The sequence below is a fragment of the Variovorax sp. ISS6 genome, from assembly GCF_056523145.1.
In genome coordinates, this window is record NZ_JAWRZC010000001.1 from 3188719 (window position 1) to 3211188 (window position 22470).

General features: G+C 68.4%; 20 protein-coding genes. 11 read left to right on the top strand and 9 right to left on the bottom strand.

Going from position 1 to position 22470, the window contains the following annotated elements; translation table 11 throughout:
• Positions 1–41: 41 nt before the first annotated feature.
• The gene (locus tag AC1HIL_RS14500; RefSeq protein ID WP_479672073.1) at positions 42–1028 is read left to right on the top strand and encodes a tripartite tricarboxylate transporter substrate binding protein; all 987 of its coding nucleotides are present in this window, start codon (positions 42–44) and stop codon (positions 1026–1028) included.
• Between the two features lie 28 nt (positions 1029–1056).
• Here AC1HIL_RS14500 and AC1HIL_RS14505 read toward each other — a convergent pair whose 3' ends face one another.
• The 4 genes from AC1HIL_RS14505 to dnaG form a co-directional block, all read right to left on the bottom strand.
• Positions 1057–2193 (bottom strand): HPP family protein, encoded by a 1137-nt coding sequence (locus AC1HIL_RS14505; RefSeq protein ID WP_057590424.1) that lies wholly within the window; start codon positions 2191–2193, stop codon positions 1057–1059.
• A gap of 52 nt (positions 2194–2245) precedes the next feature.
• Positions 2246–3481 carry a multidrug effflux MFS transporter gene (locus AC1HIL_RS14510; protein WP_057590423.1) on the bottom strand — a complete coding sequence of 412 codons (1236 nt, stop codon included), beginning with the start codon at positions 3479–3481 and terminating at the stop codon, positions 2246–2248.
• Between the two features lie 108 nt (positions 3482–3589).
• The gene (rpoD, locus tag AC1HIL_RS14515) at positions 3590–5962 is read right to left on the bottom strand and encodes an RNA polymerase sigma factor RpoD (RefSeq protein ID WP_057590422.1); all 2373 of its coding nucleotides are present in this window, start codon (positions 5960–5962) and stop codon (positions 3590–3592) included.
• Between the two features lie 309 nt (positions 5963–6271).
• Positions 6272–8254, bottom strand: a complete 1983-nt coding sequence (gene dnaG / locus AC1HIL_RS14520) for a DNA primase (protein ID WP_479672074.1) — start codon at positions 8252–8254, stop codon at positions 6272–6274.
• 86 nt (positions 8255–8340) lie between these two features.
• On the opposite strand from dnaG, the gene AC1HIL_RS14525 reads away from it, so the two are divergent.
• Positions 8341–9288, top strand: coding sequence for a YihY/virulence factor BrkB family protein (locus AC1HIL_RS14525; protein WP_057590420.1), 948 nt, complete (start codon positions 8341–8343; stop codon positions 9286–9288).
• Here the strand turns inward: AC1HIL_RS14525 and AC1HIL_RS14530 are convergent.
• Both AC1HIL_RS14530 and AC1HIL_RS14535 read right to left on the bottom strand, forming a co-directional pair.
• The gene (locus AC1HIL_RS14530) at positions 9236–9994 is read right to left on the bottom strand and encodes a 3-hydroxyacyl-CoA dehydrogenase (RefSeq protein WP_479672075.1); all 759 of its coding nucleotides are present in this window, start codon (positions 9992–9994) and stop codon (positions 9236–9238) included. The genes AC1HIL_RS14525 and AC1HIL_RS14530 overlap by 53 nt on opposite strands.
• Positions 9995–10149: 155 nt before the next feature.
• Complete coding sequence (locus tag AC1HIL_RS14535; protein ID WP_057590418.1) at positions 10150–10704, bottom strand: phasin family protein; 555 nt, start codon at positions 10702–10704, stop codon at positions 10150–10152.
• 246 nt (positions 10705–10950) lie between these two features.
• On the opposite strand from AC1HIL_RS14535, the gene AC1HIL_RS14540 reads away from it, so the two are divergent.
• On the top strand, positions 10951–11406 hold the full coding sequence (locus AC1HIL_RS14540) for an acyl-CoA thioesterase (protein WP_093343058.1): 456 nt from the start codon (positions 10951–10953) through the stop codon (positions 11404–11406).
• A gap of 58 nt (positions 11407–11464) precedes the next feature.
• Here AC1HIL_RS14540 and AC1HIL_RS14545 read toward each other — a convergent pair whose 3' ends face one another.
• Both AC1HIL_RS14545 and AC1HIL_RS14550 read right to left on the bottom strand, forming a co-directional pair.
• Positions 11465–11872, bottom strand: coding sequence for a hypothetical protein (locus AC1HIL_RS14545; protein ID WP_057590416.1), 408 nt, complete (start codon positions 11870–11872; stop codon positions 11465–11467).
• Positions 11873–11922: 50 nt separating this feature from the next.
• Positions 11923–12156 (bottom strand): CsbD family protein, encoded by a 234-nt coding sequence (locus AC1HIL_RS14550; RefSeq protein ID WP_057590415.1) that lies wholly within the window; start codon positions 12154–12156, stop codon positions 11923–11925.
• 193 nt (positions 12157–12349) lie between these two features.
• Here AC1HIL_RS14550 and pncB point away from each other — a divergent pair, with 193 nt between their 5' ends.
• From pncB to AC1HIL_RS14590, 8 genes are all read left to right on the top strand, one after another.
• Positions 12350–13570, top strand: coding sequence for a nicotinate phosphoribosyltransferase (gene pncB / locus AC1HIL_RS14555; RefSeq protein ID WP_057590414.1), 1221 nt, complete (start codon positions 12350–12352; stop codon positions 13568–13570).
• A 52-nt stretch (positions 13571–13622) separates the two neighbouring features.
• Positions 13623–15032: a sodium:proton antiporter gene (locus AC1HIL_RS14560; protein ID WP_057590413.1), complete on the top strand. Its 1410-nt coding sequence runs from the start codon at positions 13623–13625 to the stop codon at positions 15030–15032.
• A gap of 12 nt (positions 15033–15044) precedes the next feature.
• Positions 15045–16025: a 2-hydroxyacid dehydrogenase gene (locus tag AC1HIL_RS14565; RefSeq protein WP_479672076.1), complete on the top strand. Its 981-nt coding sequence runs from the start codon at positions 15045–15047 to the stop codon at positions 16023–16025.
• A 42-nt stretch (positions 16026–16067) separates the two neighbouring features.
• Positions 16068–17429, top strand: a complete 1362-nt coding sequence (locus AC1HIL_RS14570; protein WP_057590411.1) for a DNA recombination protein RmuC — start codon at positions 16068–16070, stop codon at positions 17427–17429.
• Positions 17426–18604 carry an MFS transporter gene (locus AC1HIL_RS14575; protein WP_057590410.1) on the top strand — a complete coding sequence of 393 codons (1179 nt, stop codon included), beginning with the start codon at positions 17426–17428 and terminating at the stop codon, positions 18602–18604. Before AC1HIL_RS14570 ends, AC1HIL_RS14575 begins: the two co-directional genes overlap by 4 nt.
• A 128-nt stretch (positions 18605–18732) precedes the next feature.
• Positions 18733–20271 (top strand): MFS transporter, encoded by a 1539-nt coding sequence (locus AC1HIL_RS14580; protein ID WP_261213651.1) that lies wholly within the window; start codon positions 18733–18735, stop codon positions 20269–20271.
• A 96-nt stretch (positions 20272–20367) separates the two neighbouring features.
• Positions 20368–20823: a hypothetical protein gene (locus AC1HIL_RS14585; RefSeq protein WP_057590408.1), complete on the top strand. Its 456-nt coding sequence runs from the start codon at positions 20368–20370 to the stop codon at positions 20821–20823.
• Between the two features lie 8 nt (positions 20824–20831).
• The gene (locus AC1HIL_RS14590; protein ID WP_057590407.1) at positions 20832–21539 is read left to right on the top strand and encodes a TetR/AcrR family transcriptional regulator; all 708 of its coding nucleotides are present in this window, start codon (positions 20832–20834) and stop codon (positions 21537–21539) included.
• Positions 21540–21560: 21 nt separating this feature from the next.
• On the opposite strand, the gene AC1HIL_RS14595 is transcribed toward AC1HIL_RS14590, so the two are convergent.
• Positions 21561–22427, bottom strand: a complete 867-nt coding sequence (locus AC1HIL_RS14595; RefSeq protein ID WP_413763965.1) for an LOG family protein — start codon at positions 22425–22427, stop codon at positions 21561–21563.
• Positions 22428–22470: the final 43 nt, after the last annotated feature.

Here is a 22470-nt window from a genome sequence, read left to right on the forward strand (position 1 = left end):
CCGGTTTTCTTTTCCCCATGACTACAACGAGAGACAAGACGATGCCCAACCAACAGCCTTCCTTCCTCGACCGCCGCGCGCTGCTGGGCCTGAGTGCCGGCGCGGCCGCGCTCGCCGCCTGGCCCGCCTGGGCGCAGGGCGACCGGCCCGTGCGCTTCATCCTGCCGATCAGCGCGGGCTCGGGCGTGGACGCCATCGTGCGCGCCGCCACGGTCGCGCTCGGCAAGGCCTTCGGCCAGCCGGTGGTGGTCGAGAACCAGCCGGGCGCGGGCGGCATCACGGGCACCTCGACCGTGGTCAAGGCCGCGCCCGATGGCTTCACCTTGGGCATGGTGTCGAACAACCACGTCATCAACCCGGCGGTGTTCAGGAAGATGCCCTTCGACCCGATCGCCGACGTGACGCCGATCAGCGTGGTGGGCGCCACGCCGCTGGTGCTGGCGGTGAACCCGAAGCTGCCGGCGAAGAACGTGAAGGAGCTGGTGGCGCTGCTGCGCGCCAAGCCCGAGGGCTACAACTACGCCTCCTCGGGCAACGGCACCATCATCCACCTGGCCGGCGAGATGTTCATGGACGAGGCCGGCGTGAAGGCGCGGCACATTCCGTACAAGGGCACGGGCCCGATGGTCACTGACATGATCGCGGGCCAGGTCGAGATGGGCGTGGTCGCGCTGCCGGCCGTGCAGCCGCACCTGAAGAGCGGTGCGCTGCGCGCCATCGGCCTGTGCGGCCCGGCGCGCTCGCCGGCCGCGCCCGAGATGCCGACCATCGCCGAGCAGGGGCTGCCGAACTACGTGGTCGAGGGCTGGTTCGCGGTGATCGGGCCGGCGAAGATGCAGGCGGCCGAGGTGCAGCGCGTGCACGACGCCGTGGCCGCGGCCTTCGCGAGCGCCGAGGTGCGCGAGGCCATGGACAAGCAGGGCAACCTCATCAAGCCGACCACGCCCGAGCAGGCGGCCGCCTATTTCCGCAGCGAGGCGGCGCGCTACGCGGCGCTGGTGAAGAAGGCCAACGTGGTGCTCGAGTGAGCACGCGGGCTTTCGCGGCTCGGGGCGATCAGTTCTCGGGCCGCACCGCGCGGTAGAGCGCGCGCACGAAATCCGACTGGGTGATCATGCCGGCCAGCCGCTTCTCGGCGTCGATGATCGGGATGTGGTGGTGGCCGCCCTCGGAGAACAGCGGCACCAGGTCGACCACGGGGCGGTCGGCGCTGGCCACGCGCACCTGGCGCGTCATGATCTGGCCCACCACTTCGGGCTTGTTCGAGACCACGGTGCGGGTGGCGCGGATGAAGTCGCGCAGCCGGCCCGCGATGCCCTCGTGGTGCGCCAGGTCGAGCTGGCGGAAGAAGTCGGCCTGCGTGACGATGCCCACCACGCGGCGCGTGCGGTCGACCACCGGCAGCGCCTTGATGCGGCGCTCGTGCATCAGCGCCCAGGCCTCCTGCAGCGGCGTGCCGAACTCCACCGTGATCGGCGTGCGCGACATGATGTCGTCGCAGTGCAGGGTGCCGAGCCGCCGCTTGTAGCTCTCGAGCTCGGTCTGCTGGATCAGCGACTCGAGGTCGTCGCGGCTGATGTCCAGCACCTGGTTGTAGCGCGCCAGCACGGCATCGATGTCGGCCTGGCTGAAGCGCGCGTCGGCGCGCGGCGGCTGCGCCACCTGCACGTGCGGATAGCGCCGGCCGGTGAAGCTGTTGTAGGCCGCGCCCGCGAGCACCAGCAGCAGCGAGTTGACGAAGAAGGGGAAGAAGGCCGACGACAGGTGCGTGGTGTGGGTGAGCACCGCGAGCAGCGCTGCGGCGCCGCCCGGCGGATGCAGGCAGCGCGCCACGAACATCAGGCCGATGGCGCCGCCGACCGCGACCGCGGCGGCCACCGCCGGGTCGGGAATCCAGTTGACGCTGGCGATGCCCACGATGGCCGACAGCGTGTTGCCGCCCACCACCGACCAGGGCTGCGCGAGCGGGCTGGCCGGCACCGCGAACACCAGCACCGCGCTCGCGCCCAGCGGCGCGATCAGCCACACGGCGTTGCCGCCGAGCGTCTGCGCGATCCAGCGGCAGATCAGCGCCGTGATCAGCAGCCCGAGGGCCGCGCCGCCCATGGCGCGCAGGCGCTCGCGCGCATCGACGGTGGTGCGGCCCGGCAGCCAGGCACGCAGGTAGACGAGGAGCTTGTTGGCGGAGGACATGCGGATCGAAGAGTGTCTCGGTGTTGTTCTTGTTCGTTCGCCGGCCGCCGCTTCAGCCCTCGTGGGCGACGCGCCGTCCGATGTCGGGCCAGCGGCCGTGCAGCCAGACCCAGGCCACGAGGCCAATGGCCAGCATCAGGGTCGAGGTGAGCGCGAGCGCGAGCGTGGAGTGCATCACCAGCGGCGCCACCGCGCCGGCCACGATGCCGTTGGCGGTGGAGCCGATCACGGCCTGCAGCGAGGAGGCCATGCCGCGGCGCTCGGGATGCAGGTCGAGCACCAGCAGCGTGACCACCGGCACCATCAGCGCCCAGCCGAAGGCGAACACCGCGAGCGGCCACAGCGCCCAGGCCACATGAGCCTGGAAGAAGGTGTTGGCGACCACGTTGACCACCGAGGTGACCAGCATGATCAGGAAGCCGTCGCGGATCTGGCGCTTGGGCGCCACCTTGCCGGCCATGCGGCCGCTGGCGCGCGCGCCGAGCATGATGCCGCCGATGGTCAGCAGGAAGAACCAGAAGAATTGCTGCGGCTGCAGCGCGAGGTGGTCGCCGAGGAAGGCCGGCGCGGCCAGCACGTAGAGGAACATGCCGTTGAAGGGCACGCCGCTGGCGAAGGCCAGCAGCAGGAAGCGCGGGTCGGAGCACAGGTCCCAGTAGCCGCGCAGCAGGTGGCGCACGTGGAAGGACTGGCGGTGCGAGGGATGCAGCGTCTCGGGCAGCAGCTTGTAGTTGGCGGCGAACAGCACCACGCCCACGGCCACCAGGAACCAGAACACCGCGTGCCAGCCTGCGTGCACGAACAGGAAGCCGCCGACGATCGGCGCGATGGCCGGCGCCACACCGAAGTAGATCGTGACCTGGCTCATCACGCGCTGGGCCTCGGCGGGCGGGAACATGTCGCGGATCACCGCGCGCGAGACCACGATGCCCGCGCCCGTCGACAGGCCCTGCAAGCCGCGGAACAGCACCAGCTGCGTGATCGTCTGCGACAGCGCGCAGCCCAGCGAGGCCAGCGTGAACACCGCGAGGCCCCACAGCACCACCGGGCGGCGTCCGAAGCTGTCGGACAGCGCGCCATGGAACAGGTTCATGAACGCGAAGCCGAACAGGTAGGCCGAGAGCGTCTGCTGCATCTCGGCCGGCGTCGCGCCGATGGAGCGCGCGATGCCCGAGAAGGCGGGGATGTAGGTGTCGATGGAGAAGGGCCCGAGCATGCCGAGCACCGCGAGCAGCACGGCCAGCGCCCAGCGCGGGGCTTGCCAGAGTTTGTCTGCATCGGGATTCATGATGAGGATTGCTCCATTCTTCTTATCTGGGTGGCTGTCGCAGAGGGGCCCAAAAAAGAAAGCGCCCTTGCGGGCGCCTCCTTTGCGGGGAAATACCGGGAGACCGGCTCAGAGCGTATCAATAAAGCTGCGCAGCTTGTCCGAGCGCGACGGATGCTTGAGCTTGCGCAGGGCCTTCGCCTCGATCTGGCGGATGCGCTCGCGCGTCACGTCGAACTGCTTGCCGACTTCTTCCAGCGTGTGGTCGGTCGACATCTCGATGCCGAAGCGCATGCGCAGCACCTTGGCCTCGCGCGGCGTCAGCGAGTCGAGGATGTCCTTGACCACGTCGCGCAGGCCGGCCTGCATCGCGGCCTCGATCGGGGCCGTGTTGCTGCTGTCCTCGATGAAGTCGCCCAGGTGCGAATCGTCGTCGTCGCCGATGGGGGTTTCCATCGAGATCGGCTCCTTCGCGATCTTCATGATCTTGCGGATCTTGTCTTCCGGGATCTCCATCTTGGCGGCCAGGATGCCGGCGTCGGGCTCGAAGCCGAACTCCTGCAAGTGCTGGCGCGAGATGCGGTTCATCTTGTTGATGGTCTCGATCATGTGCACCGGGATGCGGATGGTGCGCGCCTGGTCGGCGATCGAGCGCGTGATCGCCTGGCGGATCCACCACGTGGCGTAGGTCGAGAACTTGTAGCCGCGGCGGTATTCGAACTTGTCCACCGCCTTCATCAGGCCGATGTTGCCTTCCTGGATCAGGTCGAGGAACTGCAGGCCGCGGTTGGTGTACTTCTTGGCGATCGAGATCACGAGGCGCAGGTTGGCCTCGATCATTTCCTTCTTGGCATCGCGCGAGGACGATTCGCCCTCGTTCATGCGCTTGTTGATGTCCTTGAGCTCGGTCAGCGGCACCACCACGCGCGACTGGATGTCGGCCAGCTTCTGCTGCAGTTCCTGCACCGGCGGAATGTTGCGCGCGAGCACGGCGCTCCAGGGCTTGCCGGCGGCGGCCTGCTTCTCGACCCACTTGAGGTTCAGCAGGTTGGAGGCGATGCGGTTGCCGTTCTTGTCGAAGCCGCTGAAGTCGCGGATGAACTCATCCTGCGGGAAGCCGCACTTGTCCACGATGATGCGGCGCAGCTCGCGCTCCTTCTTGCGCACGTCGTCGACCTGGGTGCGCACGAGGTCGCACAGGCGCTCGATGGTGCGCGCGGTGAAGCGGATGGTCATCAGCTCGTCCGACAGGGACTGCTGGGCCTTGGTGTACGAGGGCGTGCCGTAGCCTTCCTTGTCGTAGACCTTGTGCACCTTCTCGAACATCTCGGCGATGCGGTCGAAGCGCGACAGGGCCTCGTTCTTGAGTTCCTCGAGCTTCTTGGTCAGGGCCTTGGAGCCGCCCTTGCCGTCGTCGTCGTCTTCCTCGTCGAATTCGTCGAAGTCTTCCTCGGCCACGTAGTCGTCGGCCTCGTTGGGGTTCGAGAAACCGTCGACGATGGTCGAGATGACGACCTTGCCTTCACGGATCTCGCCGGCCAGGCGCAGGATCTCGGCGATGGTGGCAGGGGAGGCCGAGATGGCCTCCATCATCGCCATCAGGCCGCCTTCGATGCGCTTGGCGATCTCGATTTCGCCTTCGCGGGTCAGCAGTTCGACCGTGCCCATTTCGCGCATGTACATGCGCACGGGGTCGGTGGTGCGACCGAATTCGCTGTCCACGGTGGAAAGAGCCGCTTCGGCTTCCTCTTCCGCTTCCTCCACCGTGGTCGCGGTGGGGGCGGTGTTGTTCAGCAGCAGGGTCTCGGCGTCGGGGGTCTGCTCGTAGACGGCCACGCCCATGTCGTTGAGCATGGTGACCACGACTTCCATGGTCTCGGCGTCGACCAGCTTATCGGGCAGGTGGTCGGAGATTTCGCCGTGCGTCAGGTAGCCGCGGGTCTTGCCCAGCGTGATCAGGGTCTTCAGGCGCGAGCGGCGCTTGGCGAGGTCTTCCTCGGACAGCACGGTCTCGTCGAGGCCGAATTCCTTCATCAAGGCGCGTTCCTTCGCCTTGCTGATCTTCATGCGCAGCGGCTTGACCTTCTCCTCGGTCGTCGCAACGGCGGCCGCGGGTTCGTCACCGGCCAGGTCGTCCTCGATGTCCGACAGGTCGACGTCGCTCTCGGGCGCATCCTTGTCGGCCTTGGGCTTGCGGCCGCGCTTGGCGCCGGTGGCGGGAGCGGCGGCGGTGCTGGCGGCCTTGGGCGGGCGGCCGACCTTCTTGGCCGCGGGGGCTGCAGCGCCTGCGGCAGCCGTCTTGGCGGCTGTCTTCTTGGTGTCGTCGGTGGTGGTCGTCGATTTCGTGGGCACGGTTTTCACTTTCGTTGCGGCTGCCGCCTTGGACGCGGCTGCACCCGTCTTAGTTGCCGGCAAAGCGGCCGCTTTCAACGGTTTTTCGGCTGCAGGCTTGGCGGCGGCGCTTTTGGCGGGTGAAGGAGCAGGCTTCTTTGAACTGGGCATACGACCTCGTTACAACAAGAATGAACAAGCGGGATCACACGAAATCACACGGGCGCGGTCCGCGAGGACAGCGCCGCCAGCCCGGCACGGCCGGACAGGAACAATTGGGGAAAAGAGGAATAAATCCTCAATAGGCAAGATGTCGGGCGATCATTTGGTGTGCAGTCCTTGCGGGTATTGGCCCTTTCCAGCGGGGTTGCCGTGGAGTGCGTTGCGCGAGGGGCCGGTCCGGAGGTGCTGCTGTCGCTCTTGCCGATTTCGCCAGTTGCGAAGCCCTACATTATAGCGTCTTGCGCAAATTTCAAGCAATCACACCGTCTTGGGGCGCATGCGGGCGCGCAACTCGAGCCGCCGTGCCTCCAGCGCCTTGTAGCGCTCGAGCGCCCGCGGATCCTTGCCGACGGCCGCGATGGCCTCGCTCTGCTGGAACTTGAGACGGTCGTCGAGCATGAAGTCGAGCACGCTGCCCAGCTCGCGGGCGGCCTCGGCCTGCAGGTCGCTCTCGCTGGCCTCCGGATCGACGGGCGGGCCGCCTTCCGCGGCCGTCATCAGCTTGTCGGCCAGCGCCTCGAATTCCTGGCCGCGCAGGCCCTCGCGCAGCGCGGCCCACGACTGGGCGCCGTGCTCGTGCAGCTGGCTGTCGAGCCAGGTAAAGAGCGCGCCGTGCGGCCCCGGCAGCTCGCACAGCATCAGGTGCACCTCGTGCGACAGCGGCTCCCACTGCCCCATGTTGGCGAGCAGCAGGCGCACCGCGATGTCGGGCCGGCTCAGCGGCTGGCTGCGCCCGCGCATCGGTTCGCGCGGCGGCTCCTTGCGGCCGAAACGCTTGTTGAATGGTCGCTTCTTGCTATCGTTTTCGTAGTAGCGCTCGCGCTCTTCGTAGACCGGCGGTTCCGGGAAGTAGCCGTCGTCGTCGGGCGGTCGCTCCTGGCTGCGCTCGGCCTGGCGCGCGGCGCCGCCGCCACGCGGCGCCGCCGCCGTGGCCCAGAGGTCCGACAGCGCGGCCGCGTCGAGCTGCACCAGCGTGGCGATCTCGCTCAGCAACTGGCGCTTGAGGGCGCCGTCGGGCAGCGCGCTCCACAAGGGGCGCACGTTGCTGCTCATGTGGGCGCGGCCCTCGGCGGTGCCGAGGTCGCAGCCCTCGCGCGCGGCCTCGATCATGAAGCGCGACAGCGGCGTGGCCTCCTGCACGAAGCGCGCGAAGGCGTCGGCGCCGAACTCGCGGATGAAGCTGTCGGGATCGTGCTCGGCCGGCAGGAACAGGAACTTGATGCTGCGCGTGTCGGTGGCATAGGGCAGGGCGCCGTCGAGCGCCTTGCGCGCCGCGCGGCGGCCGGCGGCGTCGCCGTCGAAGCTGAACACCACCGATTCGGTGAAGCGGAACAGCTTCTGCACATGCTCGGTGGTGCAGGCCGTGCCCAGCGTGGCCACCGCGTTCGGAAAGCCGAGCTGCGCCAGCGCCACCACGTCCATGTAGCCCTCGGTCACCAGCGCGTAGCCGCGGTCGCGGAAGGCGGCGCGGGCCTCGTAGAGACCGTAGAGCTCGCGGCCCTTGCTGAAGACGGGCGTTTCGGGCGAATTCAGGTACTTGGGCTTCTCGTCGCCGAGCACCCGGCCGCCGAAGCCGATGCATTCGCCCTTGACGTTGCGGATCGGGAACATCACCCGGTCACGGAAGCGGTCGTAGCGCTTGGCCTCGCTGGCCTCGACCTGGCCGTCCTCGGTGTTGACGATCACCAGGCCGCTCTCGGCCAGCAGCGGGTCCTCGTAGTCGGGAAACACGCCCGCGAGCGTGCGCCAGCCCGGCGGCGCATAGCCGATGCCGAATTGCTTGGCGATCTCGCCCGAGACGCCGCGGCCCTTCAGGTAGTCGATGGCGCCGGGCGCCTGGCGCAGGTGCTTGCGGAAGGCGTCGCCGGCCTTCTCGAGCACGTCGGTCAGCGTGGCCTGCTTCTGGCGCTGGCTGGCGGCGCGGGCGCGTTCGGCCGGCGAGGCGTCGTCCTCGGGCACCTGCAGGCCGTACTGGCCCGCGAGGTCGTGCACGGCCTCCACGAAGCCCATGCCGGCGTGCTCCATGAGGAAACCGATGGCGTTGCCGTGGGCGCCGCAGCCGAAGCAGTGATAGAACTGCTTGGTCGGGCTGACCGAGAAGGAGGGCGACTTCTCGCCGTGGAAGGGGCACAGCCCCATGAAATTGGCGCCGGCCTTCTTGAGCTGCACGTAGCGGCCGACGATTTCCACCACGTCGGCGCGCGCGATGAGTTCCTGGATGAATGAAGCGGGGATGGTCATGTAGGCGGGGAGCGGCAAATCATACGCAAGCCGCGGGTCCCCCGCGACCCGGCGGCATACTGGCGGCGACCGACCATCCCGCCCGCATGACGACGCTCAATCCGCTGAAACACGCCGCCCCGCTGCTGCGCCACCCGCTGCGCTTCGGCTGGGAGGCCCTGAAAGAATTCCGCGCCAACCAGGGGTTGCTGCTGGCCGGTGCCGTGGCCTATTACGCGCTGCTGTCGATCGTGCCGCTCCTGATCGTCAGCGTGATCGCGCTGTCGCATGTGATCGACCAGGCCGAGCTGCTGCGCACCATCGGCCGCTACCTCGAATGGCTGCTGCCGGGGCAGTCGAAGGCCATCGTGGCCGAGCTGTCGAGCTTCCTGGACCACCGCGACGTGCTCGGGCCGGTGCTGCTGGTGACGATGATCTTCTTCAGCTCGCTGGCCTTCAGCGTGCTCGAGAGCGCGATGGCGGTGATCTTCCATCACCGCAAGGCCGACCACAAACGCCATTTCCTGGTGTCGGTGGCCATGCCCTACGTCTACATCCTGTGCCTGTGCGTGGGGCTGCTGCTGGTCACGCTGGTGTCGGGCGCGCTGCAGCTCGTGGGGCAGGAGAGCGTCGACCTGCTCGGGCGCAGCTGGTCGCTGTCCGGCGTGTCGGGGCTGCTCCTGTACCTGCTGGGGCTGGGCGGCGAGATCTTCATGCTGACCTCGCTCTACCTCGTGATGCCGGCCGGGCGCATGTCGCTGCGCCATGCGCTGCTGGGAGGCATCACCGCCGCGCTGCTGTGGGAGGCCACGCGGCGGATCCTGATCTGGTATTTCTCGACGCTGTCGCAGGTGAACGTCGTCTACGGCTCGCTGACCACGGCGATCGTGGTGCTGCTGAGCCTGGAGATCGCGGCCACGCTGGTGCTGCTGGGCGCCCAGGTGATCGCGAACTACGAGCGCCTGGACCGCACTGGCAGCACCCGCGTGCGGCCGTCCTCGGTCAGCGGGGAGGGAGTCGAATCGCTCCGTCCAGCCGGATCACCTCGCCGTTGAGCATGTCATTCTCGATGATGTGCTTGGCGAGCTTCGCGTAGTCGGCCGGGGTGCCCAGGCGCGAGGGGAAGGGCACGCTGGCGGCGAGTGCGTCCTGCACTTCCTGCGGCATGCCGAACAGCATCGGCGTGCCGAAGATGCCGGGGGCGATCGTCATGTTGCGGATGCCGTTGCGCGCCAGGTCGCGTGCGATCGGCAGCGTCATGCCGACCACGCCACCCTTCGAGGCGCTGTAGGCGGCCTGGCCGATCTGGCCGTCGTAGGCCGCGACCGAGGCGGTCGAGATCAGCACGCCGCGTTCGCCCGTGGCTTCGGGCTCGTTCTTGCTCATCGCGTCGGCGGCCAGCCGGATCATGTTGAAGCTGCCGATCAGGTTGACCGTGACGGTCTTGCTGAACACCGCCAGCGCGTGCGGGCCGTTCTTGCCCACGGTCTTCTCGGCCGGCGCGATGCCGGCGCAGTTGATCAGGCCGACCAGCTTGCCGAGCTGCAACGCGGCCGCCACGGCGGACTGGCCGTCGGCCTCCTGGCTCACGTCGCACTTCACGAACACGCCGCCGATGTCGCGCGCGACGGCTTCGCCCTTGTCGGCCTGCATGTCGGCGATGACGACCTTGGCGCCGTTGCCGGCCAGCATGCGCGCCGCGCCTTCGCCGAGGCCCGAAGCGCCACCGGTCACGATGAAAACCTTGCCGTCGATTTGCATGTAGGAGTCTCCTGAGGAAGAAAAGCCCTGCATTATCGAAGACGCCCCGGTGCGCGACCGTTTCGGCGCGCGCATAAAAAAAGGCCCCGTCCGAAGACGAGGCCCTGAATTGGATCCGTGAGGACCCAAGGAGACAACTGGTGGTGGTCGGCGGCTTAGCGCTTGCGCGACGAAGCGGTCGCGGTCTTGGCGGCGGCGACGGCTTGCGTGGACACGGCGTTGAAGTTGGCTTCGGCGACGTCCGACGCTTGCTTGACGGCCTTTTGCACCGATTCGAAAGCGTTGTTGGCGGCGGCGACGGCGCTCTTCAGCACGGCGACGGCGGTTTCCGAACCGGCGGGGGCATTCTTCGAAGCACTGTCGACCAGGCCGACGAAGGCTTGCTGGGCTTCGCTGGCCTTCGATTCGAAGGCCTTGGTGAATTCGGCGCCGGTGCCTTGGGCGATTTCGTACAGGTGACGGCTGTAGGCGGCGGTCTTCTCGGCCAGGGGCTGGAACAGGCTGGCTTGCAGCGTCAGCAGTTCTTGCGCGTCCTTCACGCTCAGGGCGGCCTGGGCGGTGGTGGCGGCTTCGGACAGGGCGGCCTTGGAGGCGGTCACGTTGAGTTCGACGAGCTTCTCGACGCCTTCGAAAGCCTTGGTGGTCAGGCCGAACAGGGTTTCGAGGTTGGCTTTTTGGGCGGCGAGGATCTGGTCAGCGGTCAGGGCCATTTGGAATCTCCGGAAGGGATGATGGTTGGTCTATTCACGTTGCGCTGCGCCTCGTCGTCTTTGTTGCGGTGCAGCATGGGCTCAAGTATAGGCAGCTGAAATCTCCGGGCAAGAGGTTTTTGTTGCTTTGCAGCAATTTAGAAGAGGCTTTCTAAAACAGGCCGGCCGCCCTTGAAAGCCGATGGCGGCCATGGGTGTCGCGCAGTCGCCTGGAGCCGGCCAAGGCCGCTGGCAGAATCTCGCGCGATGACGACGCCCGCCTCTCCCAGCCCCAAGCCCGTGCCGCAGCCGCGCGCCAGCTACCCCGTCTTCCGCAGCATTCCCACGCGCTGGATGGACAACGACATGTACGGCCACGTCAACAACGTCGTCTACTACAGCTGGTTCGATACGGCGGTGAACGCGCTGCTGATCGAGCGCGGCGCCCTCGACATCCACCAGGGCTCGACCATCGGCTTCGTGGTCGAGACCCAGTGCAACTACTTCGCGCCGCTGGCCTTCCCGCAGACCGTCGAGGCCGGCATCCGCGTGGCGCAGGCCGGGCGGTCCAGCGTGCGCTACGAGGTCGGCCTGTTCGCGCAGGGTGCCGACACCGCGGCGGCCCAGGGGCATTTCGTGCATGTCTACGTCGACCGCACGACCCAGCGGCCGGTGCCGCTGCCCGAAGCGCTGCAGCGCGTGGTCGATTCGCTGCGGGCCTGAGCCCCCAAGAGAAACGGCGCCCCTGGGGGCGCCGTCGTTGCGAGGTCGGAGACGCGGCTTACTTCTTGGCCATCGCCTTGATGTCGGCCTTGCCCTTGTCCTCGTCGGCCTTGGCCTGCTTCACGCAGGCGGACTTGGCATCGCCGGTCTGGTCGTCGCACTTTTCCTTCGCGACTTCATAGGTGGCCTTCACCTTTTCCTCGGCCACCTTGCGCGCGTTGCTGTCGCTCGGCTTGAACTGCTGCTCGAGCTCGGCCTTGGCAACGTTCTCCTTGCCCTTGGCTTCCTTCTGGCAGACGTCCTTGGCGTTGTCCTTCAGCGTGTCGCACTGGGTCTTGGCGACCTTGTAGTCGGCCTCGATCTTTTCCTTGGCGACCTTGTGCTCGTCCTTGTTCATCTGGGCGCCGGCCTGGGTGGCGACGAAGCAGGTGGAGGCGAGCGCGAGCATGAGCAGATGTTTCTTCATTTTGGAGTTCTCCTGGTCGATGGATGAGGGAGGGGGCGTCAGGACACCCGTCAGTAGCGTTCGAACCAGAGCGCGTCGGGCGTACGGCCGTCGCGCGATTCCCAGTCCTTGACCTGCTTCTCGGCCTCGTCGCGGCTGATGCCGTGGCGTTCCTGGATGCGGCCCAGCAGCTGGTCGCGCTTGCCGGCGATGACGTCGAAGTCGTCGTCGGTCAGCTTGCCCCATTGCTCCTTGACCTTGCCCTTGAGCTGCTTCCAGTTGCCTTCGATGGTGTCCTTGTTCATGCGAATCTCCTTGAGAGGTTGATTCGGCGGGTCATTTCGCCGCCGTGAAAACACTGTCTCCAGGCGCATTCACCCCAGTGGTAGGACGTGCTGTGCAGGGCCCGTAGGCACAGGCCGACGGGGGCCGTGATAATCGAGCGATGCCCGCGAAAACTCCGGGCCGGGACGACAGAGAGACAACGCGCGCCGCACCATGATCATTCACAGCCTGCTCGACACCGACCTCTACAAGTTCACCATGATGCAGGTCGTGCTGCATCACTTCCCGGGGGCGCGTGTCGAGTACCGCTTCAAGTGCCGCAACCCTGGCGTGGACCTCGCGCAGTTCGCGAGCCAGATCCGCGAGGAGGTGCGCAGCCTCTGCTCGCTGCAGTTCCGCGATGCCGAGCTGGCCTACCTGCGCTCGATGCGCTTCATCAAGAGCGACTTCATCGACTTCCTCGGCCTGTTCCGGCTCAACGAGAAGTACATCAACATCATTCCCCAGCCCTCGGGCGAGCTCGAGATCCGCATCCAGGGCCCGTGGCTGCACACCATCCTGTTCGAGATCCCGGTGCTGGCGATCGTCAACGAGGTCTATTTCCGCAACACGCAGAAGCGCCCCGACCTCGACGAGGGCCGCCGCCGCCTCGAGACCAAGATCGCCCAGCTGCAGGAAGCCGGCCTCGGCGACCTCAAGATCGCCGACTACGGCACGCGCCGCCGCTTCTCGAAGGACTGGCACGAGGAAGTGCTGCGCACCCTCAACGCGCGCCTGGGCGCCGTGACCTCGCCGCCCTCGGCCTCGCAGCCCGGCGGCCGGCTGCCGCAGCTCGCGGGCACCAGCAACGTGCTCTACGCGATGAAGCTGGGCCTGATCCCGCTGGGCACCATGGCGCACGAATACCTGCAGGCCTGCCAGGCGCTCGGCCCGCGGCTGCGCGACAGCCAGATCTTCGGTTTCGAGAGCTGGGCGCGCGAGTACCGCGGCGACCTGGGCATCGCGCTGTCCGACGTCTACGGCATGAGCGCCTTCCTGCGCGACTTCGACCTGTACTTCTGCAAGCTCTTCGACGGCGCGCGCCACGACAGCGGCGATCCGTTCCACTGGGGCGAGCGCATGATCGCGCACTACCTCGCGAACCGCGTCGACCCGCGCACCAAGACGCTGATCTTCAGCGACGGCCTCACGGTGCCGCGCACCATCGAGCTCTACCAGCAGTTCCGCGGCCGCTGCCAGCTGGCCTTCGGCATCGGCACCAACCTCACCAACGACCTGGGCTACGAGCCGCTGCAGATCGTGATCAAGATGATCCGCTGCAACGACCAGCCGGTCGCCAAGCTCTCGGACACCCCGTCGAAGAACATGTGCGAGGACGAGAAATACCTGGCCTATCTGCGCCAGGTGTTCGAGATCGAGCAGCCTGCCGCCTGATGCGGGTTCACGCGGTCCGCCGCGGGGCTCGGCTCTGGTACGGTACGGCCCCATGAAAAAATCGATGCGTCTCGTGGCGGCGATGGTGCCGCTGCTCGTTGCCGGGCCGGCCTTGGCCGCGGATTTCGACGGCGGTTCGCTGTCGCCGCTGTGGGGCGTGCCGTTCGCGGGCATTCTGCTCTCGATCGCGCTGATGCCGCTGCTGGCGCCGTCCTTCTGGCACCACCACTACGGCAAGGTCTCCGCGGCCTGGGCGCTGGCCTTCCTGCTGCCCTTCGCGGCACTGCACGGCCCGGCGCTCGCGGGCACGCAGCTCATGCATGCGCTGGTGGCCGAGTACATCCCGTTCATCGTGCTGCTGACCGCGCTGTTCACGGTGGCGGGCGGCATTCATATCCGCGGCAACCTGCACGGAGCGCCGGGCCTGAACACCGCCATCCTCGCGATCGGTGCGGTGCTCGCGAGCTTCATGGGCACCACGGGCGCGTCGATGCTGCTGATCCGGCCGCTGATCCGCGCCAACGACAACCGCGTGCACCGGGTGCACGTGGTCGTGTTCTTCATCTTCATCGTCTCGAACGTGGGCGGCTCGCTCACGCCGCTGGGCGATCCGCCGCTGTTCCTCGGCTTCCTCAAGGGCGTGGACTTCTTCTGGACCGCGCGCAACATCCTGCCCGACACGATGTTCGTGCTCGGCGTGCTGCTGGTCCTGTTCTACCTGATCGACCGCCACTACTACCGCAAGGAAGGCATCCTGCCGGTCGACCCCACGCCCGACACGCCCGGCATCGGCTTCGACGGCGCCGCCAACTTCTGGCTGCTCGCGGGCGTGGTGGCGCTGGTGCTCGTGAGCGGCTTCTGGAAATCCGATGTGCATTTCGACGTGGCCGGCACCGAGGTCGGCCTGCCGGGCCTGCTGCGCGATGTCGGCCTGATCGCGATCACGCTGGTCTCGCTGAAGATCACGGCGAAGTCGGTGCACCAGGCCAACCAGTTCGAATGGGGCCCGATGGCCGAGGTCGCCAAGCTGTTCGCGGGCATCTTCCTGACCATCATCCCGGTGATCGCGATGCTCAAGGCCGGCACGCAGGGACCGTTCGGCGCCGTCGTCTCGGCGGTCACGCGGCCCGACGGCCAGCCCGACCCGGCGATGTACTTCTGGGCCACGGGCGCGCTCAGTTCCTTCCTCGACAACGCGCCGACCTACCTGGTGTTCTTCAACACCGCGGGCGGCGATCCCGCGGCGCTGATGACCACCTACGCGACCACGCTCGCGGCGATCTCGGCCGGCGCGGTCTTCATGGGCGCCAACACCTACATCGGCAACGCGCCCAACCTGATGGTCAAGGCCATCGCCGAGAGTCGCGGCGTGCGCATGCCGAGCTTCTTCGGCTACATGGCCTGGTCGATGGCCATCCTGCTGCCGCTGTTCGTCCTCACCACCTTCCTCTTCTTCCGCTAGCGAGACAAGCCCATGAGCAAGCCCAAGATCCTGGTCGCCCGCGCGATCTTCCCCGAGACCCTCGAGCGCCTGGCGCAGCATTTCGAGATCGAGTCGAACCAGTCCGACGAGAGCTGGACCAGGGAGCAGCTCGCCGCGAAGCTGCAGGGCAAGCAGGGCGCCTTCACCACCGGCAGCGAGCGCATCGACGCGGCGCTGCTCGATGCCTGCCCCGAACTCAAGATCTGCGCCAACATGGCCGTGGGCTACAACAACTTCGACGTCGACGCGATGGCCGCGCGCGGCGTGGTCGGCACCAACGCGCCCGACGTGCTGACCGAGACCACCGCCGACTTCGGCTTCGCGCTGCTGATGGCCACCGCGCGCCGCATCGCCGAGAGCGAGCATTTCCTGCGCGCCGGCAAGTGGCAGAAGTGGAGCTACGACATGTTCGCGGGCTCCGACATCCACGGCGCCACGCTGGGCATCATCGGCATGGGCCGCATCGGGCAGGGCATCGCGAAGCGCGGCGCGCACGGCTTCGGCATGAAGGTGATCTATCACAACCGTTCGCGACTCGACGCCTCGCTCGAGGCCGAGTGCAAGGCCAGCTACGCGAGCAAGGAAGAGCTGCTCAAGAGCGCCGACCACGTGGTGCTGGTGGTGCCGTACTCGGCCGCCTCGCACCACACCATCGGCGCCGCCGAACTCGCGCTGATGAAGCCCACCGCCACGCTGGTGAACATCGCGCGCGGCGGCATCGTCGACGATGCCGCGCTGGCCGTGGCGCTGCGCGACAAGCGCATCGCCGCCGCGGGGCTCGACGTGTTCGAGGGCGAGCCCAAGGTCCACCCCGACCTGCTGACCGTGCCCAACGTCGTGCTCACGCCGCACATCGCGAGCGCCACGGTGCCCACGCGCAAGGCCATGGCCGGGCTCGCGGCCGACAACCTGATCGCCTTCTTCGGCGGCAAGGGCCCATTGACGCCGGTCACGCCTGTGGCCGCCAGGTAAGCGGCGCCGAACGAAAAAGAAAGAAAGCGCCCCGCGATCCCCTTGGAACTCACCGATCTGCTTCTTCTCGCCCTGGCGGCCGTGGCCGTCATCCAGCTCGTGCTCCTCGTCTGGCTGCTCGCCCGCCGGCAGCCGCCGCCCGATCATGGCGAGCTGCTCGCCGCCCACGCGCGCACCGAGCGCGAACTGCGCCGCGAGATCGCCGAGAGTTCGCGTGGCGCGCGGCAGGAGACGGCGCAGGCCTTCGCCACCTTCCAGCAGTCGCTGGTGATGCAGGGCGCCGAGGCCACGCGCACGCAGAACGCCCAGCTCGACGCCTTCGCGCTGCAGCTCGCCGCGCTGCAGAACACGCTGGCCTCGCAGCTGCAGGGCCTGTCCGAATCGAACGCGCGCCGCCTCGCCGAGGTGCGCGCCACGATGGAGAGCCAGCTCACCCAGCTGCAGCAGGGCAATGCCGCCAAGCTCGACGAGATGCGCAAGGTCGTCGACGAGAAGCTGCAGAGCACGCTCGAGGCGCGCCTCGGCGAGAGCTTCCGGCAGGTGGCCGAGCGGCTCGAGCAGGTGCACAAGGGGCTGGGCGAGATGCAGACGCTGGCGGTCGGCGTCGGCAGCCTGCAGCGCGTGCTGACCAACGTGAAGACGCGCGGCATCTTCGGCGAGGTGCAGCTCGAGGCGCTGCTCGAGCAGGTGCTCACGCCCGAGCAGTACGCGCGCCAGGTCGAGACCAAGCCGCGCAGCGGGCAGCGGGTGGACTTCGCGATCCGCTTCCCGGGCCGCGGCGACGAGGGCGCGCCGGTCTGGCTGCCGATCGACGCGAAGTTTCCGCGCGACGACTACGAGCGCCTGATCGAGGCCCACGAGCAGGCCGACGCGGGTGCCGCCGAGCTCGCCGCCAAGGCGCTCGAGGCGCGCATCCGCGCCGAGGCCAGGTCCATCGCCGAGAGCTACCTCGCGGCGCCGCACACCACCGATTTCGCGATCCTCTTCCTGCCGGTCGAGAGCCTCTATGCCGAAGTGCTGCGGCGTCCGGGCCTGATGGACGCGATCCAGCGCCAGCACCGCGTGACGCTGGCCGGGCCGACCACCTTGCTCGCGATGCTCAACAGCCTGCACATGGGCTTTCGCACGCTGGCGCTCGAGCGCCAGGCCTCCGAGGTCTGGAAGGTGCTGGGCGCGGTCAAGACCGAGTTCGAGCGCTATGGCGAGTGGGTCGAGCGCGTGAAGGAACAGGTGGCGAAAGCCTCCGACACGCTCGACAAGGCTGACACGCGCGCCAGGCAGATGCGCCTGGCGCTGCGCAAGGTCGAGGCGCTGCCCGAGGGCCAGGCGCAGGCGCTGCTGCCGCCGCTGGCCGCGGGCGCCGAAGGCATCGACGCCGACCCCGACACCGGCGGCAAGCCGTGAAGGGCAGCGAACTGCTGCGCGTCATCGGCGCGCAGGTCTGCCTCCACGCCACCATGGCCGGCATGCGGCTGGCCACGCCGCTGCTGGCGCTGCAGCAGGGCTACAGCGCGGCCGCGGTCGGCGTGCTGATCGCGCTGTTCGCGCTGACCCAGGTCTTCCTCGCGCTGCCGGCCGGGCGTTTCGCCGACCGCCACGGCTTCAAGCGGCCACTGCTGCTGTCGGTGATCGCGGCCTCGCTGGGCGCGGGGCTGGTCTGGGCCTTCCCGGTCTTTCCGGCCATGTGCGTGGCGGCGCTGCTGACAGGTGGCGCCACCGGCGCGACCGTGATCGCGCTGCAGCGCCACGTCGGCCGCTCGGCCACCACGCCGACCGAGCTCAAGCGGGTGTTCAGCTGGCTCGCGATCGCGCCCGCGGTGGCGAACTTCGTCGGCCCGTTCCTGGCCGGGCTGCTGATCGACCATGCGGGCCGCGCGGCGGCCGACATGCTGGCCTTCCGCGTCTGCTTCGCCGCCATGGCGCTGCTGCCGGTGCTGTGCTGGCTGATGGCGCGCGGCGCCCACGAGCCGCCGCCCACGCCGCCGCCGCCCGGCGCCGCGCGCACGCGCGCCTGGGACCTGCTGCGCGAACCCATGTTCCGCCGCCTGCTGTTCGTGAACTGGCTGCAGTCCTCGAGCTGGGACGTGCATGCCTTCGTGCTGCCGGTGCTGGGGCACGAGCGCGGCATCAGCGCCTCGGTGATCGGCTCGATCCTCGGTGCCTTCGCGATCGCGGCGGCCGTCATCCGCATCGTGTTGCCGGCGATCGCCTCGCGCGCTTCCGAGCGCAGCGTGATCTTCGTTTCGACCCTGGTCACGGTTGGCGTCTTCCTGGTCTATCCGCTGCTGCCTTCGGCCCTGAGCATGGGCGTCTGTTCGGTGGTGCTGGGCTTCGCGCTCGGCGCGGTGCAGCCGATGGTGATGAGCATGCTGCACCAGATCACGCCGCACAGCCGCCATGGCGAGGCGCTGGGGCTGCGGCTGATGACCATCAATGCCTCGAGCGTGGCGATGCCGATGCTGTTCGGCTCGCTGGGCGCGCTGATCGGCATCGGCGGCGTGTTCTGGGTCGTGGGCGGGGTGGTGGCGCTCGGCGCGCGCGCGACCTGGGGCCTGAAGGTGCGGGAGGAGGGGGCCTGAACGGTCCCGAAGCCACTGCCGGCTTCCAGGAAACCCTGATCCAAATAAGATCAATTCTCATCTGATTGACAAGATAGTGACTTGAAGTCAGTATCGCCGCCTCCTCAACGAATCCCGAAGGCGGTCCCATGGACTCCCCATCCCGGGCGGCGATCGACGATCCGCGCCGCCGGCTCGCGCTCGTCGCCGCGGTCTATCTCGGCAGCTTCATCGCCACGCTCGACGTGAGCATCGTCAACGTCGCGTTGCCCACCCTGCAGCGCGCGCTCGCCACCGACCTCGCGGGCCTGCAGTGGGTGATCGACATCTACGCGCTGTGCCTGTCGGCCTTCATGCTCTCGGCCGGGCCGCTGGGCGATCGCTACGGCCGCAAGCGCGCCTGGCTGGCCGGCGTGGTGGTGTTCACCATCGGCTCGGCGATGTGCGCCATGGCCGGCACCCTGAGCACGCTGCTGGCCGGCCGCGCGGTGCAGGGCATCGCGGGCGCGCTGCTGATCCCGGGCGCGCTGTCGATCCTGGCCCATGCCTTTCCCGAGCCGGCGAGCCGCGCGCGCGTGATCGGCGGCTGGTCCTCGTTCACCGCCATCTCGCTGATCCTCGGGCCGATGCTCGGCGGCCTGCTGGTGGACCACACGGGCTGGCAGAGCATCTTCCTGATCAACCTGCCGATCGGCCTGCTGACCGTGGGCCTGGGGCTCTGGGGCATCCGCGAGACTTCGCACCCCGAGCATGCGGCGCTCGATCCGGCCGGGCAGGTGCTCAGCGTGCTGTGGCTCGGCGCGCTGACCTTCGGGCTGATCGCGGCCGGCGAGCACGGCTGGCTGTCGGGGCGCACCACGGTGTCGCTGGCGCTGGCGGCGCTCGGGCTGGTGCTGTTCCTGGCGGTGGAGGCGCGCGTGCAGCGGCCGCTGCTGCCGCTGGGCCTGTTCCGGGACGCGCGCTTCTCGGTCACCAACTTCGCGTCCTTCGTGCTGGGCTTCTCGGCCTACGCGAGCCTGTTCTTCTTCTCGCTGTTCCTGCAGCAGGTGCAGGGCTGGTCGGCCACCGACACCGGCTGGCGCATGGTGCCGCAGTTCGTCGCGACCGGCATCGTGTCCTCGCAGTTCGGCCGGCTGTCGCGGCGCCACGGCGTCCACGCGTTGATGGTGGCGGGCTACGGCCTGATCGGCGCTGCGATGCTCGCGATGACGCTGCTGGCGGCCGACACGCCCTACGTGGTGCTCGCGCTGCTGTTCGTGGTGCTCGGCGCCGGCACGGGGCTGGCGGTGCCGGCCACCAGCACGGCGGTGATCGCCTCGGTGCCGGCGCAGCGCTCGGGCATGGCCTCGGCCACGATGAATGCGCTGCGCCAGGCCGGCATGCTGATCGGCATCGCGCTGCTCGGCACCTTGATGAGCAGCCGCGCCACCGCGCTACTGGCCACCGCGCTCGAGCACGGCGGCCTGTCGGCGGCGCGCGCGCAGGAGATGGCGGTGGCCGCCGTGGCGCGGCACGACACCGCCGCGCTCGGCGCGCTCGATCCTTCGCTGGCCCATGGCCTGGTGTCGGGTGCGCTGGCCGGGGGCTTCCATGCGGCCGTGGCCTGTGCCGGGCTGGCCGGCCTGCTGGCGGCCGGGCTGCTGCTCGGCGTCAGGCCGCGCGCCGCCGCGCTGCCGGCCCGCGCCTGAGGTCTTCGTTCCATGCCCGCCGCGCGCGTGCCGCTGCGCCTGTCCGCGCGTCGCCTTCCCGTTCTTCGTTCCCGGACCGTCATCAAGGAGTTGTCCATGATCCATCACGAACTCGGCCAGTGGCCGCTGGTCATCAGCGTGTCTTCGGGGTTGCAGACCCTCGAGGACATGCAGGTCTTCACCGAGGACTGGAACCGCTGGCTCGACCGTGGCGAGCCTTTTGCTTCGCTGCGCGTGTTCGCCGACGCCGACGCGCTGGTGCATCCCGAGGGCAGCGCGCAGAGCGCGAAGCAGTGGCTGCAGGCGCGCGGCGCCGACATCCGGCGCCATATGATGGGAATGGCCAGCGTGGTGCCGCCCGATCAATACGAGAAAATCCGCAAGATGAATGTCGAGAAGCTCTTCGGCGTGCCGGCCGACACCTTCGCGCGCACCGACGAGGCCATCGCCTGGCTCGGCGAGCGCGTGCTGGGGCCGCGCGGCCTGGCGCTCGACGCGGCCGCGGTGAACGCGGCCATCGCGGCGGCACGTGCCGCCGCAGCCACAACCTGAGGAACCGAATGACGACGGGGCGCCGCACCACCACTTCTTCCACGCCCGATGCGGCGGACCCGCCTGCGGCTCCCGAAACGGCCGAGCCGCGCCGCCGCGTCAAGGCCCCCGAAACCCGCGCCGTGGCGCTGATGGATGCGGCCGAGCGGCTGTTCATCGAGAAGGGCATCGCCACCACCAGCATCGACGACATCGCGGCCGGCGCGCAGGTGGCCAAGGGCACCTTCTACCTGTACTTCCCGTCGAAGGAGGCGCTGCTGGGCGCGCTGCAGCAGCGCTTCGTCGACAGCTTCTGCGCGCGGCTGCAGGAGGCGATGGACCGCCACCGTCCCGAGGACCACCATGGCCGCATCAAGGCCTGGGTCGAGACCGGGCTCGCGACCTACCTCGACAACGTCGCGCTGCACGACGTGGTGTTCCACGAATACCGGCCCGAGGACCGGCGCATGCGCAACGACAACGCGGTCATCACGCAACTGGTCGGCCTGCTCAGGCATGGCGACGCGGCCGGCGTGTGGGAGGTCGAGGACCCGACGCTCACGGCCGTGATCCTGTTCAACGCGCTGCATGGCGTGGCCGACGATGCCGTGGCCATGGGACTCGCCATCGGCCCGGGCCCCGAGCGGCGTCGGCGCGCCAAGGCGCTCACGCGCTTCTTCGAGCACGCGCTGCGGCCCGATGACGACGACGATGAGGACGAGGCCGCTAGCTCCTGAGGCGCGGCGGCCCGCGCCGGCTCAAAGCTTGTAGAAGCGCTTGATCGCGTCCCACGCGTCCTCGGGCGCGTCGACGTATTCGAAGAGCTTGACGTCGCCGGGCGAGATCACGCCTTCGTCGACCAGAAAGTCGAAATCGATCAGGCGCTTCCAGTAGTCCGAGCCGAACAGCACGATCGGCACCGGCTTCGACTTGCGCGTCTGCACCAGCGTGATCACCTCGAACAGTTCGTCGAGCGTGCCGAAGCCGCCCGGGAACGCCACCAGCGCCTTCGCACGCATCATGAAATGCATCTTGCGGATCGCGAAGTAGTGGAACTTGAAGCTCAGCGCGGGCGTGACGTAGGGATTGGCCGCTTCCTCCATCGGCAGCGCGATGGCCAGGCCGACCGACAGGCCGCCGGCCTCGTGCGCGCCGCGGTTGGCCGCCTGCATGATGCCGGGGCCGCCGCCGGTGCAGATGAAGAGCTTGTCCTGCGGCTCCTTGTTCTCGCTGTGGCGCGCGACCAGCTTGCCGAAGGTGCGCGCCTTCTCGTAGTAGTGCGAGCTGCGCGCCAGCCGGCGCCAGCGCTCGGCCGCGGCGGTGTCGCCGGCCTTGTCGGCCTCGGCGATCAGCGCTGCGGCTTCTTCTTCGCTGCGAAAGCGCGCGCTGCCGAAGACCACGATGGTGTTCTCGATGCCGTGGGCGCGCTGCTCGATGTCGGGCTTCATCAGCTCGAGCTGCATGCGCACGCCGCGGGTTTCGCGGCGCAGCAGGAACTCGGGGTCGGCGAAGGCGATGCGCGAGGGATCGGGGTCGAGCGGCAGCCCATGGTCGGCATGGGCCTGGAGCGTGGCCCAGGCATCGGCGAGGCGCTTGTCGTGGAGGTCGTGCGTGCTGTTGGTCATAGGAATGGGATTGTGCGGCGCGGGATTCGTTGCGTGCGGCGGT

Coding starts and splice junctions, on each gene's coding strand:
- AC1HIL_RS14590 (WP_057590407.1), top strand. CDS start 20,832: ATGACGACGGGGCGCCGCACCACCACTTCTTCCACGCCCGATGCGGCG.
- AC1HIL_RS14550 (WP_057590415.1), bottom strand. CDS start 12,156: ATGAACAAGGACACCATCGAAGGCAACTGGAAGCAGCTCAAGGGCAAG.
- AC1HIL_RS14545 (WP_057590416.1), bottom strand. CDS start 11,872: ATGAAGAAACATCTGCTCATGCTCGCGCTCGCCTCCACCTGCTTCGTC.
- AC1HIL_RS14540 (WP_093343058.1), top strand. CDS start 10,951: ATGACGACGCCCGCCTCTCCCAGCCCCAAGCCCGTGCCGCAGCCGCGC.
- AC1HIL_RS14505 (WP_057590424.1), bottom strand. CDS start 2,193: ATGTCCTCCGCCAACAAGCTCCTCGTCTACCTGCGTGCCTGGCTGCCG.
- AC1HIL_RS14510 (WP_057590423.1), bottom strand. CDS start 3,481: ATGAATCCCGATGCAGACAAACTCTGGCAAGCCCCGCGCTGGGCGCTG.
- AC1HIL_RS14560 (WP_057590413.1), top strand. CDS start 13,623: ATGAAAAAATCGATGCGTCTCGTGGCGGCGATGGTGCCGCTGCTCGTT.
- AC1HIL_RS14595 (WP_413763965.1), bottom strand. CDS start 22,427: ATGACCAACAGCACGCACGACCTCCACGACAAGCGCCTCGCCGATGCC.
- AC1HIL_RS14565 (WP_479672076.1), top strand. CDS start 15,045: ATGAGCAAGCCCAAGATCCTGGTCGCCCGCGCGATCTTCCCCGAGACC.
- dnaG (WP_479672074.1), bottom strand. CDS start 8,254: ATGACCATCCCCGCTTCATTCATCCAGGAACTCATCGCGCGCGCCGAC.
- AC1HIL_RS14530 (WP_479672075.1), bottom strand. CDS start 9,994: ATGCAAATCGACGGCAAGGTTTTCATCGTGACCGGTGGCGCTTCGGGC.
- pncB (WP_057590414.1), top strand. CDS start 12,350: ATGATCATTCACAGCCTGCTCGACACCGACCTCTACAAGTTCACCATG.
- rpoD (WP_057590422.1), bottom strand. CDS start 5,962: ATGCCCAGTTCAAAGAAGCCTGCTCCTTCACCCGCCAAAAGCGCCGCC.
- AC1HIL_RS14580 (WP_261213651.1), top strand. CDS start 18,733: ATGGACTCCCCATCCCGGGCGGCGATCGACGATCCGCGCCGCCGGCTC.
- AC1HIL_RS14500 (WP_479672073.1), top strand. CDS start 42: ATGCCCAACCAACAGCCTTCCTTCCTCGACCGCCGCGCGCTGCTGGGC.
- AC1HIL_RS14535 (WP_057590418.1), bottom strand. CDS start 10,704: ATGGCCCTGACCGCTGACCAGATCCTCGCCGCCCAAAAAGCCAACCTC.
- AC1HIL_RS14525 (WP_057590420.1), top strand. CDS start 8,341: ATGACGACGCTCAATCCGCTGAAACACGCCGCCCCGCTGCTGCGCCAC.
- AC1HIL_RS14585 (WP_057590408.1), top strand. CDS start 20,368: ATGATCCATCACGAACTCGGCCAGTGGCCGCTGGTCATCAGCGTGTCT.